This window comes from Sphingobacterium sp. WOUb80, assembly GCF_050058145.1.
Lineage (GTDB): Bacteria > Bacteroidota > Bacteroidia > Sphingobacteriales > Sphingobacteriaceae > Sphingobacterium.
Genome location: NZ_CP165617.1, coordinates 1886206 through 1901599 on the forward strand (window position 1 = coordinate 1886206; position 15394 = coordinate 1901599).

General features: G+C 39.6%; 14 protein-coding genes. 11 read left to right on the top strand and 3 right to left on the bottom strand.

From position 1 onward, the window contains the following. The first annotated feature begins 281 nt into the window (after window positions 1–281). From AB1Z56_RS07730 to coaA, 5 genes are all read left to right on the top strand, one after another. Window positions 282–1337 (top strand): patatin-like phospholipase family protein, encoded by a 1056-nt coding sequence (locus tag AB1Z56_RS07730; protein ID WP_309366150.1) that lies wholly within the window; start codon window positions 282–284, stop codon window positions 1335–1337. Between the two features lie 31 nt (window positions 1338–1368). Then, window positions 1369–2601, top strand: a complete 1233-nt coding sequence (locus AB1Z56_RS07735; protein WP_309366151.1) for a nucleoside recognition domain-containing protein — start codon at window positions 1369–1371, stop codon at window positions 2599–2601. Between the two features lie 68 nt (window positions 2602–2669). Continuing rightward, window positions 2670–3050: a methylglyoxal synthase gene (locus tag AB1Z56_RS07740; protein WP_426791614.1), complete on the top strand. Its 381-nt coding sequence runs from the start codon at window positions 2670–2672 to the stop codon at window positions 3048–3050. Between the two features lie 12 nt (window positions 3051–3062). Next, entirely contained in the window at window positions 3063–3464 is a 402-nt protein-coding gene (locus AB1Z56_RS07745) for an OsmC family protein (protein WP_313269640.1), read from the top strand. A gap of 136 nt (window positions 3465–3600) precedes the next feature. Beyond that, window positions 3601–4560, top strand: a complete 960-nt coding sequence (gene coaA / locus AB1Z56_RS07750; protein ID WP_309366153.1) for a type I pantothenate kinase — start codon at window positions 3601–3603, stop codon at window positions 4558–4560. On the opposite strand, the gene AB1Z56_RS07755 is transcribed toward coaA, so the two are convergent. Continuing rightward, a complete protein-coding gene (locus AB1Z56_RS07755; RefSeq protein ID WP_426791615.1) occupies window positions 4557–5405 on the bottom strand; it encodes a mechanosensitive ion channel family protein in 849 nt (282 codons plus the stop codon). The two genes, coaA and AB1Z56_RS07755, sit on opposite strands and share 4 nt — an antisense overlap. Before the next feature lie 177 nt (window positions 5406–5582). Here AB1Z56_RS07755 and AB1Z56_RS07760 point away from each other — a divergent pair, with 177 nt between their 5' ends. From AB1Z56_RS07760 to AB1Z56_RS07775, 4 genes are all read left to right on the top strand, one after another. Beyond that, complete coding sequence (locus AB1Z56_RS07760) at window positions 5583–7682, top strand: heavy metal translocating P-type ATPase (RefSeq protein ID WP_426791616.1); 2100 nt, start codon at window positions 5583–5585, stop codon at window positions 7680–7682. 163 nt (window positions 7683–7845) lie between these two features. Continuing rightward, window positions 7846–10410: a DNA gyrase subunit A gene (gene gyrA, locus AB1Z56_RS07765; RefSeq protein WP_309366159.1), complete on the top strand. Its 2565-nt coding sequence runs from the start codon at window positions 7846–7848 to the stop codon at window positions 10408–10410. An 8-nt stretch (window positions 10411–10418) separates the two neighbouring features. Further along, window positions 10419–11519 carry a tetratricopeptide repeat protein gene (locus tag AB1Z56_RS07770; RefSeq protein WP_309366161.1) on the top strand — a complete coding sequence of 367 codons (1101 nt, stop codon included), beginning with the start codon at window positions 10419–10421 and terminating at the stop codon, window positions 11517–11519. 2 nt (window positions 11520–11521) lie between these two features. Beyond that, a complete protein-coding gene (locus AB1Z56_RS07775) occupies window positions 11522–12694 on the top strand; it encodes a tetratricopeptide repeat protein (protein WP_309366163.1) in 1173 nt (390 codons plus the stop codon). A gap of 73 nt (window positions 12695–12767) precedes the next feature. On the opposite strand, the gene AB1Z56_RS07780 is transcribed toward AB1Z56_RS07775, so the two are convergent. Both AB1Z56_RS07780 and AB1Z56_RS07785 read right to left on the bottom strand, forming a co-directional pair. After that, complete coding sequence (locus tag AB1Z56_RS07780; protein WP_309366165.1) at window positions 12768–13205, bottom strand: FKBP-type peptidyl-prolyl cis-trans isomerase; 438 nt, start codon at window positions 13203–13205, stop codon at window positions 12768–12770. 110 nt (window positions 13206–13315) lie between these two features. Further along, the gene (locus tag AB1Z56_RS07785) at window positions 13316–13729 is read right to left on the bottom strand and encodes an OsmC family protein (RefSeq protein WP_313269652.1); all 414 of its coding nucleotides are present in this window, start codon (window positions 13727–13729) and stop codon (window positions 13316–13318) included. Between the two features lie 172 nt (window positions 13730–13901). Between AB1Z56_RS07785 and AB1Z56_RS07790 the strand changes: the two genes are divergently transcribed. Next, complete coding sequence (locus tag AB1Z56_RS07790; RefSeq protein ID WP_309366169.1) at window positions 13902–14153, top strand: hypothetical protein; 252 nt, start codon at window positions 13902–13904, stop codon at window positions 14151–14153. 53 nt (window positions 14154–14206) lie between these two features. Then, on the top strand, window positions 14207–15394 hold the full coding sequence (locus tag AB1Z56_RS07795) for an MFS transporter (protein ID WP_426791617.1): 1188 nt from the start codon (window positions 14207–14209) through the stop codon (window positions 15392–15394).

The following is a 15394-nucleotide window of genomic DNA, read 5'->3' on the forward strand; positions in this document are numbered from 1 at the left end:
TGTAGTGTCTCCGATCCTATCAGATTTGTATAATACACTCATCAGCTTCTATATTAACAGGGGTATTACTAGGGATTAACAGGGGTATAATCTAGTAAATCCCCATTAGTTCAGAAACTGCTTAGCGGGTAGCACGATGCTGGCCAAGGTGATCTACGAAAAATATTGAATATGCTTTTTTCGCACAGGATATATGATCCAATTGTCACCAATATATGACTCCTGCCAATTGTAGACATTTATTATATTTACATATCGTTTACTAAATCAGTTTTTAGCATATGAAGAATATTCTCGCGCTTGATGGCGGTGGTATCCGGGGTATCATTCCTGCAATGGTTCTCGTCGCTTTGGAAGAGAAGTTACAAAAGCAGACCATGGATCCTAATGCACGGATTGCCTCCTACTTTGATTTTATTGCAGGTACAAGCAGCGGCGGAATTCTGACGAGTATCCTATTATATCCAGAGGAAGGCAATCCCTCCCATCCTAAGTTTTCTGCCCGGGATGCGTTAAACTTATTTGTCAATCATGGAACTGAAATCTTCAATGCCTCCAAATGGCGACGTTTTCTTAGTGGATTTGGGCTGGTCAGCGAACTGTATTCATCCAATCCCTTATCGAATGTTCTGGATGAATACTTCCAGAATGCACGATTGAGCCACCTGATCAAGCCCTGTATTATTACCGCTTACAACATCGAATTACGAAAAAATCACTTTTTCAGACAGCAAAAAGCGATTACCCATGGCGAAGCGAGAGATTTCTACCTCAAAGATGTCTGCAAGGCAACTTCGGCAGCACCAACTTTTTTTCCTGTTGCTGAGATCTATTCACTTTCAAAAACGAGATACCCTTTGATTGATGGTGGTGTATTCGCACAGAACCCATCTATATGCGGTTTACTTGAAGTATTAAAGGCATTTAACAGCACCCAGATAAACGATATGTTTATGGTATCTTTGGGTACCGGTATGTCAAAAACGGCATATAATTATGAACATTTCAAGAAAAAACTCGCCATTCAGATCGGCCCGGCTTTGGTCGATATCATGACAAGTGCATCGTCAGAAAGTACAGAGTTTTTTATCCGGCAACTGTTTCAAAATAATGGCAAGCAACAAAATTATCTACGCATAGAACCGGCGAACCTTTCCAGTATCAATGCTTCACTCGATGCGGCTTCCCCTAATAATATACAGAAGCTCATCTCCTTATCGGATAAAATGATCAGCGAGCATGAGGATACACTGGATTATATTGTTGCACATTTAATTAAGGAAAAGAATCAGAATAAGAAGAAAAATCCATGGAGCAAGTTGATGGATAAGTTCTAAAAGATTACTTTTACGCATATTTTAAATCTATATGGCATTAAACTACGTTTGGGTTGCATTTTTCTTAATCACATTTGCCGTAGCCCTTGTAAAACTAATCTTTTTCGGAGATACAGAAATCTTCCAACAAATTGTAAATTCAATCTTTGACAGCGCAAAAACCGGGGCAGAAATCTCTTTAGGGCTGATCGGCATGATGAGTTTTGCACTTGGGATTATGAAAATTGGTGAAAAAGGTGGTATGATCAATATTTTCGCAAAAATCGTAGGTCCTTTTTTCCATAAGTTATTCCCAGAGATTCCCAAAAACCACCCTGCGCTCGGCTCTATTCTTATGAATTTCTCAGCTAATGCACTGGGCCTGGATAACGCCGCTACCCCATTGGGACTCAAAGCCATGAAAGAACTCCAGGAGCTTAATCCAGATAAGGAAACCGCGACCAATGCACAAATCATGTTTATTGTGCTCAATGCTTCCAGCTTAACCCTCTTGCCCATTTCCATTATGGCTTATCGAAAGGAAGCAGGTGCACCAGACCCTTCAGATGTTTTTCTGCCAATTCTGATAGCAACCTTCTTTTCTACATTGGTTGCCTTGATCCTTGTGTCCATTTATCAAAAAATCAATCTGTTTAACCGTGTAATCCTAGGCTACCTGGGTGCAATGGGATTATTTATTGGTGGATTGCTCTATTACTTCTCGGGATTGCAGCAAACCGAAATCGAAATATTCAGCAAGGTATTCGGGAATGTTATTTTATTTAGTTTATTCACCTCATTCATAGGCTTAGCTCTTTTCCGTAAGGTAAATGTGTACGACTCCTTTATCGAGGGGGCCAAAGAGGGTTTCGAAGTCTCTGTTAAAATAATCCCTTACCTCGTCGCCATGCTGGTCGGTATTGCGGTGTTTAGAGCGTCTGGCACGATGGATTATATGGTCGCTGGCATATCCAAGGGAATCGCACTATGCGGTTTAGACACCTCCTTTGTCGACGCTTTGCCTGTAGCTTTTATGAAACCACTTAGCGGTTCAGGTGCGCGTGGATTAATGGTTGATCTGATGAATGCAAAAGGTCCGATGGACTTCGCTGCACGCGTTGCCTGTGTGATTCAGGGATCAACAGAAACTACCTTTTATGTCCTCGCCGTGTATTTTGGAGCAGTGGGTATCAAGCGTACAAGGCATGCATTGCCGTGTGCATTATTAGCGGAATTGGCAGGTGTTATTGCAGCAATTATTATCTCCTACATATTCTTTAAATAACATACTTATATTGCAGAAAAGGCCTGCTTTTATAACAGTGCCCAGGTATTTACAAATATTATATCGTGATGAAAAAAACAATTGCACTAATAGCCCACGACGGCAAAAAACCTGAAATGGTCGCCTTTGTCAAAGACCACCAAGAATTATTGGAGCGCGCCAACATCATTGCTACAGGTACAACAGGCTCTTATGTCAGACAGACCGGCTTACCCGTCGAATTGAAATTGAGTGGACCAATGGGCGGAGATGCACAGATCGCGGCTTTAGCGGCCGAAAGAAAAGTCGACGGCATTATTTTCTTTCGCGACCCACTGGGAAAACATGCCCATGAACCGGACATCCAAATGCTTATGCGCGTGTCTGATCTCTACAATGTACCATTAGCGACAAATCCGGCTACGGGAAGTCTCATCATCGAAGGATTATTGGAAGATATTACAGAATAATTTAAATAGGCCATGGACAATGAAGTAATCGTTTCAATAGGAAAAATACCTTATACAACTACGGTACAATACGGCAAACATCAAATAATTGTTGATGAACCGGAGGATTTGGGCGGCCAGGATGAAGGAATAAACCCTACTCCCTTATTGCTTTCTTCTTTAGGCAGCTGTAAAGCAATTACAGTAAAAATGTATGCGGATCGTAAAAACTGGCCCTTAGAAGAAGTTGTCGTACGCCTGACACATGAGGTACAGCAAAGTGAACAGCAGCAGACGACCTATATCCAATGCTTCCTAAGTTTTAAAGGGGATTTAGATGATATTCAAAAACAACGGCTATTTAAAATTGCTGAAAAATGCCCTGTGCACAAGATATTATCAAATCCCATTGTAATAACTTCAAATCATTTGTAATGTTTCTTGGGATAACGGACAACACTATTTATATTTGTCCGCGCAAAAAAGACCTTTAATAATCGTTATAACTGAATCATAAAGGTTTGCTTGTCCCAGAGGAAAACAGATACTTGAAATAAAAATAAAGCAAACGATGCAATTGGATCCACAAATAGCAATAGACTCGCCTTTTAGATCGATCAGACGGGAAGACTGGAAAAATCTAAATGGAAAAGTATTGCACAACTTCAGTGTCGAAGATCTCGAAAATCTGCATGCACTGAACGAGCCATTGACAAATCAGGAAATCGAAGAAGTCTATTTTCCGCTCAGTCACTTGCTTGAGATTCATATTGATCGTTTTCAAAGTCTTCATCAGCGAACAAACCGCTTCTTTGGAAAGGAAGAAAGCAAACTACCCTATATCATTGGTATTGCGGGTTCGGTTGCTGTAGGAAAAAGTACCACAGCCAGGGTATTGCAGCGTGTACTGAGTCTGCTCCCATCCAAGCCGAAGGTCGATTTGGTGACGACAGATGGCTTTCTTTATCCTAATCAACAACTTATCGAACGTGGTATTCTAAACCGAAAAGGCTTTCCTGAAAGTTATGATGCCAAAAGATTGATCCATTTCCTTTCAGCTGTAAAATCAGGCGCTCCAAAAATCTCCGTTCCGGTATACAGCCACTTGGTATACGACGTATTACCAGACGAGCAGCAGCAAGTGATCGAACAGCCGGATATTCTAATCGTAGAAGGGATCAATGTCTTACAGGTGAATTCTCAGCGGCCACGGAAAGGACACAGTGTATTCGTCTCCGATTTTTTTGATTATTCCATTTATGTACATGCCAGTGAAAAAAATCTGATTGAATGGTATACCAATCGATTTGAGTCACTCCGAGCAACAGCTTTTCAAAATCCAGCATCTTTTTTCCATAAATATGCAAATATGACCGCCGACGAAAGCCATGCTATGGCTGTAAATATCTGGAATGAGATCAATAAACCCAACTTAATCAAGAATATCTTGCCGACGAGATATCGCGCCGATCTCATTTTAGAAAAAGGAAGCCACCATTTTGTTAAAAATGTAAAAGTAAGAAAGATTTAACCCCTTGCTCTCGTAAACTGCAAAACCTCATTTAATATCGTACTCTGCACTTGCTGATGAATTTTGTTACTGGAAGAAATCGTGCTTATCTCCACTTTATACTTGATATAATCTTTTGCAACATCGGCAACTTTAACCGTAAATCCCTGGGAATGGTCTAAATTTGGATTTTTTTGAAATAATGGGCTTAAATACTGCTCCAACTCTGTCACAGCAACGGAACGATCAGTGGGCAATTCAAACTTCACGACAATCTTATTCGACTTTTGAGAGGTCTTATTCACTAAGGTCGCCGTAAACACCAAGTTGTTTGGAATCATCACGGCATCATCATCTTCATCCCGCACCACAAGATTGGCCAGTGTAATATCAACAATTTTACCCTGATATTCGCCTATTTTTATCCGGTCTCCCACGGAGAACTGATCCGAAAACATAATAATTAAACCGGATATCATATTCGTGATATACTCCCTAAAAATCACAGCAATAGCCATTGCGACAATTGTCATACTGGTGATAAAATCCTTTGGATTAATACCTACGGCTATCATGAGACTGACAATAATGAAAAAGACATTCCCTACGGTAGCTACGCGGGTAATGCCCAGTACAAAATTTCCGCGGACAACCTGCTGCTCGTTTCGACTATTGTATAGTTTCACAAGGATAAAATGACCAATTGAGATCAAGACACTAGCAGTAAGAAAAGTGTTTAAGCCGTATGCCATATTTCGAATGATCTCCCGCTGCTGATAAAAGGTTTCAAATTGAACAAAGGATGCTGTTAGTGCAATCAGTAGTATAATCCGTACAATAAAAGAAATTGAAATTGGTTTTGTCATTTTTTACACAAGCTTAAGTTGTCTATCTAATCAAATTTAATGTTCTCCCATTCGCTATTCGCGATATTTAATGTAAAATGGCTACAAACAGGCTTGCTAAACTAAACAATTTTACTTTACGTAAAAAGCATTATCAGGAAATACCTATCTTTGTCTAAAGACATTACATGCTATTAAATGAAGGAATCGAACGTGCAAACTGAACTTAACGTAAGCGGAATGCACTGTGCAAATTGTGCTATTTCAATTCACCAATACCTAGAAAACAACGGAGCTAAAGATATCTACGTCGATTTTGCCTCAGATGAGGTGAAATTTTCGGAGATCCCCCCGGAACAAATCCCTGTGCTAGTCAAAGGTATCGAGTCTTTGGGTTACAAAGTAATTGGGGACAAGGATAAGAAGCCTAGCTTTTGGAAATCTATTGAATTTAAGTTCCTTTGCTGCCTCATCTTTACCATACCCTTATGGAGCCACATGTTTACGGAACTATCCGTCTTGCATGATCCCTATATCCAACTTGCGCTATGTACCCCAGTTTACCTGATTGGTTTTTCCTATTTTGGAATCAGTGCGTTTCGTTCCATCTGGAATAAAATGCCCAATATGGATGTGCTCATCTTTATTGGATCTACAGCCGCATTTATCTATAGCCTGATTGGAACTTACTATCATCTTGGACATGATTATCAGTTCTATGAAACATGTGCGACAATTATTACTTTAGTCTTCTTGGGGAATGTTCTGGAAAAAAGAGCTGTCACCAAAACCACATCAGCAATCAAAGAGTTGGTTAAATATCAAGATATACCTGCTATTAAAATTGAAGACGACCAAGAAGTAGAAATACTGGCTAAAGAAATCAAATCTGGTGATATACTCAAAGTAAATACAGGAAATCAGATACCTGCTGATGGTGATATCGTGGATGGACAGGCTTGGGTGGATGAATCGATGTTAACAGGGGAAAGTGTGCCTGTAGAAAAAATAAAATATGACTCAGTCATCGGCGGTACCCTTCTGACTGAAGGCAACATCCGAATTATTGCTACAAAAGTTGGTTCAAAAAGCGTGCTGTATCAAATTATCCAGTTAATTAAGGATGCGCAGAGCAAAAAACCACCTATCCAGAAATTCGGCGATAAGGTAGCTGCTTATTTCGTTCCCATTGTCGTCACGATCTCGTTTTTCACCTTTTTCATTACATACTTTATTGTCCAGTTACCCTTGCAGCAATCGTTAATGAATGCCATAGCAACGCTTGTTGTATCTTGCCCATGTGCGATGGGGTTAGCGACTCCAACAGCTGTTATGGTTGGTTTGGGAAGGGCAGCAAAAAAAGGAATATTGATCAAAGGCGGAAGCACAATTGAGGAAATGTCAGACCTCAAGCAGATGGTGTTCGACAAAACTGGCACCTTAACCACCGGCGATTTCAATATCAAAGCGATTCAGACATTCGGTATTGAACAATCCCAGGTAGAATCTATTATAGCGCAGCTTGAAAGCTATTCGAGTCATCCGATTGCGAAATCAATCCGGAAACAACTCAAAGAGATCAAGTCTTACCGAATTATCTTCCAGGAAGTCAACGAAATACGAGGGAAAGGAATATTTGCAACAGATACAAACGGAAACAGCTATTCTATTTGCAATGCCAAACTTGGCGAAAAAGATTACTCCAATCGTTATGACCTCACTTTAACCATCAATAGCGTTGTCATTGCCGGTATTGTACTGGAAGATCAGATTAAACCTTATGCAAAGGAACTCATACAATACCTGAAAGACAAAGGCATACGTCCTATTCTTTTAAGTGGGGACAGACAGAGTAAATGCGAGCGAACCGCTCAAAAACTTGGCATTGCTGATGTGTATTGGGACAAATCACCAGAAGAAAAATTGGAAATTTTGTTCAAACTAAAAAAGAACGGACCGACAGCAATGGTAGGTGACGGCATCAACGACGCTCCAGCACTTACCGCTGCGGATGTAGGTATTTCGCTTGGAGACTCGACACACATCGCGATCCAGTCAGCAAAGGTCGTTTTGTTAAACAACGATCTGCGGTCGATCGAAAAGCTTCTAAAGATTGGCCATCATACCTTACTGACGATTAAACAAAATTTATTTTGGGCTTTTGCATACAATATTGTTGCTATACCGCTTGCCGCGATCGGCTTTCTCGGACCGATGCTAGCAGCCTTAAGCATGGCCTTTTCAGACCTCGTTGTGATAGGTAACTCCATTCGTCTGCGCTTTAAAAAAATGAAATAAATACCCTACTCCATAAGTACCAAGACAATCCATAAAAGATTGTCTTTTTTGTGTATATTAGAGCTTGAATCATTCGCTTTTGAGGTTAAATTTTTGTAACTTCGCATGCGTGGCAAGCCAATTTAAGGGGCTTGTCTACTAGTTTTATTGAAACCAAATTCATATGGCTGAAGAAACAGAAAACGACAACAATCTTGTTCCGGCAAACGACCGGATTATCCCAATCAATATCGAGGATCAGATGAAGTCTGCGTACATTGACTACTCTATGTCTGTCATTGTATCAAGGGCGCTTCCTGATGCACGTGATGGTATGAAACCAGTACACAGACGTGTTCTTTATGGTATGCTGGACTTAGGGGTTACCAGTGGCAAGCCTTATAAAAAGTCTGCCCGTATCGTTGGTGACGTATTAGGTAAATATCACCCACATGGTGATTCATCCGTTTATGACACCATGGTCCGTATGGCTCAAGATTGGAGTTTACGCTATCCGTTGGTAGATGGTCAAGGTAACTACGGTTCCATTGATGGAGATCCTCCTGCGGCGATGCGTTATACAGAGGCAAGATTAAAGAAAATTGCTGAAGAAATGCTATCCGACATCAACAAAGATACTGTTGATTTCCAAAATAACTTTGACGACTCGCTGCAAGAGCCAACTGTACTACCTACCCGTATTCCAAATCTCCTTGTTAACGGAGCTTCTGGTATCGCAGTAGGTATGGCGACAAATATGGCTCCACATAACCTTACTGAGGTTATTAATGGTACAATCGCTTTTATTGACAACCGTGATATCGAAATCGCTGAACTCATGCAGCATATCAAGGGACCAGACTTCCCTACTGGTGCATTGATCTATGGCTATTCGGGGGTTCAGGATGCCTGCAATACAGGTCGTGGTCGTGTCGTTATGCGTGCTAAAGCAGAAATCGAAGCAACCAAGTCTGGAAAAGAGCAAATTATCGTTACAGAAATTCCTTATCAGGTGAATAAGGCCAATATGATCGAGCGTACAGCCGAGTTGGTCAACGAAAAGAAACTGGAGGGCATCTCTGCCATCCGTGATGAATCTGATCGTACAGGTATGCGTATTGTATACGATATCAAACGTGATGCTAATGCCAATGTTGTTTTAAATAATCTATTTAAATACACCGCACTACAAACCTCTTTTTCAGTCAATAACATTGCACTAGTTAAAGGAAGGCCTGTTCTGATGAATCTTAAAGATATGATTCATGAGTTTGTAGAACATAGACATGATGTCATTGTCAGACGTACACGCTACGAACTAGCAGAAGCTGAAAAACGTGCTCATATCTTAGAGGGGTACTTGATTGCACTAGACCATTTGGACGAAGTAATCAAGTTAATCCGTAATTCGGACACACCTGAAGATGCACGTGTTGGGTTAATGGAACAATTTGGCTTATCCGATCTTCAAGCACGTGCAATTCTCGATATGACTTTGCGCCGTCTAACTGGACTGGAACGTGATAAGATCAAAGAAGAGTATGCTGAATTAATGAAAACAATTGACTATTTGAAATCTGTATTGGCAGATGAAGAACTTCGGATGAAGATCATCAAGGATGAGTTGATTGAGATCAAAGAAAAATTTGGTGATGAACGTAGATCGCAAATCGTCCACTCTGCGGAAGATATGCGTATGGAAGATTTTATTGATGATGAAGAAATCGTGATCACGATCTCCCACAATAGCTACGTAAAACGTACGCCTTTATCTGAATACAAACGCCAAGGTCGCGGTGGTCGTGGATCAATTGGTACAAATACACGTGAAGAAGATTTTACGGAACATATCATCACAGCCTCAGCACACAACTATATGCTTCTATTCACAGAAGCTGGCCGTTGTTTCTGGTTGCGCGCATTTGAAATTCCTGAAGGAAGCCGTACTTCTCGGGGACGGGCACTTCAAAATATCATTAATGTTCCAAAAGAAGAAAAAATAAAGGCCTTTATCTTAGTGAAGAACTTGAAAGACCAAGAATACTTGGAAAACAACTTCATTATTATGTGTACCAAAAAAGGTACGATTAAGAAAACGTCTTTAGAAGCCTATTCACGTCCAAGAGCAAATGGTATTAATGCGATCAATATCAATGAAGGAGATCAATTAATCGAAGCTTGTTTGACTACCGGAAGTAGTGAAATTGTCATGGCTCTTCGTTCTGGCCGTGCAATTCGTTTCAATGAATCTACTGTTCGTCCAATGGGCAGAACAGCAACAGGTGTACGTGGTATCACCTTAGGTACTGAAAGTGACGAAGTGATTGGCATGATTAGTGTGAATGATTCAGAAACAACTGTATTGGTCGTTTCAGAAAAAGGGTATGGAAAACGTACAGATATTGAGGATTATCGCGTAACAAATCGTGGTGGTAAAGGCGTTAAAACAATTAACGTTACGGATAAAACTGGCGAGCTTGTTGCGATAAAAGGCGTTAACGACAATGAGGATCTAATGATCATCAATAAATCCGGTATTGTTATCCGCATCGCTGTGGAAGAATTAAGAGTAATGGGACGTGCAACGCAAGGTGTGAGACTCATTAATCTAAAAGATAACGATGAGATCGCTTCCATTACGAAAGTCGATCGTGAAGAAGAATCTGAAGAAGAGTCTGATCTTGTCGAAGGTTCTACAGACAACGATGATTCGACTTCTGAAGAAAATACGGACTCAAACGAAGAATAAATAGTCTAATGAAAAACTTACTGATATCATTGTTAATATCTGCAAGTAGTTTAACTGTTGCTGCCCAATCTAATTTGAAAGAGGGCAGCAACAGTTTTGCTTTATATACCAAAACTGGCGAGTTTAAAAATCTTGAAAATGCGCGAAAATTCGCCGATGCTGCTTTTCAATCTAAAAAGGATTCAGCTTCTGTCAATAACAATCTTTTAAGAGCGCTGGTATATAGCTCCTTAGCAGTTGCAGATTCAACAAGAAAACAGCAATACAAAATGGATCCTATTGACGTGTCCATTAAATCGCTTAAGCTTTTGGATCAGAAAAAAGCACGCCGAAACTTTCCTGCAGAGATGGACTATATTCGTCAAAACCTTGCTGGAGCCATCTCCTATCAAGGTGGATTGGCGTTAAAAGAAGGTAAATTTGACAAAGCCTATAAATCATATCTCCGCATAGACTCACTGGGTTTTAAAAATAATGATCTGAAATATAATCTAGCCGTGCTTTCTGGTAAGAATAAAGATTATATGAACTCAATCAAATATTATGACGAGCTCATCAAAGGTGAACAGCCGAAGCCAAATTACTTTCTCGAATTAGCACATATTTATACACTTGGAGGTACTAAACAGGATGTCTTAAACGTTCTTGAAAAAGGACATGCTATATTTCCTGAAAATAAACAGATACTTTTCAGATTAATAGATGTGTATTCGGCCAATCATTCGTATGATGCTATCTTGAACGTAATTGCCGATGCGATACGTTTGGAGCCTGAAAATGTCGAATTAAATTATATTGCAGGTTATTCCTATGAAAATGCGAATGACGTCAAAAAAGCGAAAGAGTATTATAATAATGTATTGCGTCTAGATCCGAATAATTATGAATCTAATCTTGCATTAGGATTGATCAACCTGGAGACTTTATTGAAGGAACCTTCCAATCAAGATATACAGGAATTAACGATCGAATATCTTTTGAAAGCGAATGAGATAAAACCCTATGATGTCAATGCCCTTAAAGCTTTGGCGAAATACTATACACTCATTGAAGACGCATCACAATTAGACAGAGTGAATTTATTATTGAATCAATTAACAGTTAAATAGATATGAATTTAAAATCTCTATTATTATTAGCAGCAATAGGTACTGTATCTACCTCAGTTTCTTTTGCGCAAACCGGTAATATTAAAAAAGCAAAAACAGGCCTGGCTAAATTTCAAGAATTGAAAGATGCTGGCACCGTTCAATTGGGTATCCCAAATCTGAAATCAGCAAAAGAAGCTATTGATGCAGCTGTTATCAATGACAAAACAAAAGATAATGCTGAAGCATGGACTGTATATGCTTTAGTAAATGCAAACTTATCAACAATAGATAAATCATCCGAATTAGCAAAATTAGCTGAAGATGGGATTGCTAGAGCAAAACAGCTGGATACAGATGGCGCCAATAAAGCAAATATTAATGTTGCAGAACAAATCTTGGGACAATATAACTTCAATTTAGGTGCTGAAGAATATCAGGCTCAAAAATATGCTGATTCATACAGTTCTTTTACAAAAGCATTGACCTATCTCCCTGGTGATACATTAGTGACTTATTACAGTGGTGTTGCGGCATTATCTAATAAAGATTATAAAAATGCCATTGAAAGGTACAAAGAATTAATTCCAAGAAAAGATTTCTCTTCGCATAAAACAATCATGGTGGATTTACCTAAATTGTACCTATCTATGCAAGATACTACATCAGCGCTTGAATATGCAAAAAAAGCAGCTGAAGCATATCCAGATGATAATGCAGCAATGACCCAAAACATTGAACTTAATTTGATTACAGGTCATGAAAAAGAAACAATTGATGCAATTACTGCGCAATTGGCAAAAGATCCAAATAATAAGAGCTTAAATTATTATTTAGGTATTGCACAATCTTCTGCAAAAAATGACGAGGCAGCTGTTGCAGCTTATAAAAAGGCATTGGAAATCGATCCTAACTTTTTCGAAGCAAATACAAACTTAGCGATCACATTGATGAACAAAACGCGTGAAAAATTAAATGTTGTCAATAACAACAGAAAATTGACGCAAGCTCAATATGACGCAGAATTGAATAAAATTAAAGCAGAATTGAAACCAGTACTTCCTTACCTAGAGAAAGCGGTTTCTTTACAGCCAAAAAATGTAGACGCTTTAACTAACTTAAAGAACTACTATATCTTTATGCAAGATGAAGCTAAAACCGCTGAAATCAATGCAAAAATCAAAGAAGTTGAATAATCGATTTCTTTAAGAAAGAAAAAGCCCGCATAACTGGTTATGCGGGCTTTTTCTTTTTGTTATACCCAATAAATTAGGCTAAGATTGCAATTAACTCAATCTGAAAAATCAATGTACATTCGCCACCTTTTCTGGGAAGCAATTCTTCTTTTCCATATGCTAAATTCGGCGGCAAGCATACCTCCCAAATCGATCCAACAGGCATTTTCGAAATAGCCTCTTGCCAACCGATAATGAGTTCATTAATATAAAAAGTTTCGGGACGTTTGCGCTTGTAGGAACTGTCGAATACCGTTCCATCCAAAAGCTCGCCTTTATAATGGCAGATTACCTTGGAAGATTTTTTGGGAATCTTCCCAGCTCCCGCCGTCAATACCTTATACTGCAAACCTGATGCACAAACCACAACGCCCTCCTTGTGCGCATTTTCCTCCAAAAATATTCTTCCTGCTTCGCGATTCCTTTCCAGAAGTGCGCCTGAATTTGCTTTATTTTTCTTTTTCTGAACCAAAACCAAATTGATTAAATTGCTAAAATGCCAATTATTTATTTTATTCTCAAAATAACAGCTTTTTATCCTTTTAATGAAAAAAATCGGCTTTTTTGTTCTTTAAAAAGGCTTTATTGCAGCAAAGTAGCCTGCAGCGTTTTTTCGAAGCTAAATGCCTTGCTAACGGGACAATTTTCTTTTGCCTTATTCGCTATTGTCTGGAATTCGGATTCACTGATTGTAGGGACACTACCTTTTAGTTCAAGTTCAGACCGTACTATTGAACCATTTTCAAAAACGATCGTTGATACGGTCGTCAACTCGTCAGGGACAAAACCCGCCTCAGACAGGTAGGCACTCAGCTGCATGGTAAAACAGCCAGCATGTGCTGCTGCCAGTAATTCTTCGGGATTTGTTCCGACACCGTTTTCAAAGCGGGTCGAAAATGAATATTGCGTATGATCCAACGCTGTACTATCGGTAGTCAGGTTACCTTTCCCCTCTTTAAGATTGCCATTCCATTGGGCTGTTGCTTTTCTTCTCATGATTTTAATATCTGTTATCAATTCTAATTTTTATCAATTCAGCTTTTGTGACAAAAGTTCCCCTGTCACCATTCATAGAACAAATCGTGGATAAAAAAGTTGTGCCCTACGCATAAATTAATGTCGCGATCCCTCCGGCTACTACGTTAACTATTTTATTAAAACTAAACTCATGAATAAAGTAATATACCTTTTCATTGCTGTAACAGCATTTGTTTCCTGTAAAACAAACCAACTGAAGGATCAGGCCCTAATACAAGACTGTCCCGAAGAGAAAATTGTAAACAAAATACCCGGTCCGCCGGTAAAGGGTGAAACCGAAAAGATTTATTACATCTATCAAGGCAAAAGAATTTCACCGAAACAATTTGATCAGGAGTGGCTAAAAAACAATTGTGATATTAAAGAGACAGTTGTCTATTGATTTTATTTCAAAAAATAAGCTTAAAGACGTAATTTTGCCTAAAATTTTTTAAAATGACAGTTTCTCTTCGGGAGGTCAATCAAAAGATTTTAGGCTATGTATCTTTAACTTTCCTTGGTTATTTCACGATCGGCCTATCGCTTGCAACCCTCCCCATTTTTATCCACCAGACCTTAGGATTTAACACAATTATTGCTGGCCTGGTCATCAGCGTTCAATATATTGCGACATTTATGCTCCGCGGTTATGCCGGAAAAATTGTTGACACCAAGGGACCCAAGGTCTCTGTTCTGCGCAGCATGTTATTTTTTGCATTATCAGGCCTACTTCTCCTCCTCGTATTTTTATTCAAGTCTCAGCCCTTTATAAGCTTGGGCCTCCTGCTTATTACCCGATTATTGACCGGAATCGGCGAAGGCCTCGTCGGTGCCAGCCCTATAAACTGGGCATTGATGGAACTGGGTGATGAACACGCGGCCAAGGCAATCTCTTTCAATGGGATAGCCAGTTATGGGGCATTAGCTATCGGAGCTCCATTAGGTGTATTAATGGTAGACCATATCAGCTATGAAACCTTAGCTTTTCTGACAATTGCCGTGGGCATACTCGGCTACCTCTATTGCCGCTCGAAAACACCCTATCGGGTAAGCCGTGAAAAAACTGAAACAGTAAGTTTTAAACGTGTGTTGCTTTTAGTAGCTCCTTTCGGAATCTGCCTCGCTTTAGGAGGTCTTGGATTTGGAAGCATTTCCACTTTTATGACCCTTTATTATGAGCACTTTAACTGGCAGAATGGTGCAGCATGTTTAACTGTATTTGGAATCTTCTTTATTCTGACACGGTTAGTATTCAATAAAGTCATTGACCAATATGGGGGATTAAAAGTTGCCTTGGTAAGTCTTTTCGTCGAAACACTGGGTCTGATGGTTATTGCTACAGCGATCCATCCCCTATGGACACTCTTAGGGGCCGCTTTAACAGGCCTTGGCTTCTCTCTGGTATTTCCGGCGCTTGGTGTGGAAGCGATAAAAAGGGTTGATCAAAATCAACAGGGTGCTGCTTTGGCAGCATATGGCTTATTTATAGACATATCCCTGGGGATCACCGGACCTTTAATCGGATTTGTTGCCAATAACATGGGGATGACGGCTATATATCCTTTTAGCACCATAATGGTTTCTATCGGTTTTGCTGTCGTTGGAAATATTCTTTATAATAAACGAAAAGTGCTGGCAAAATAG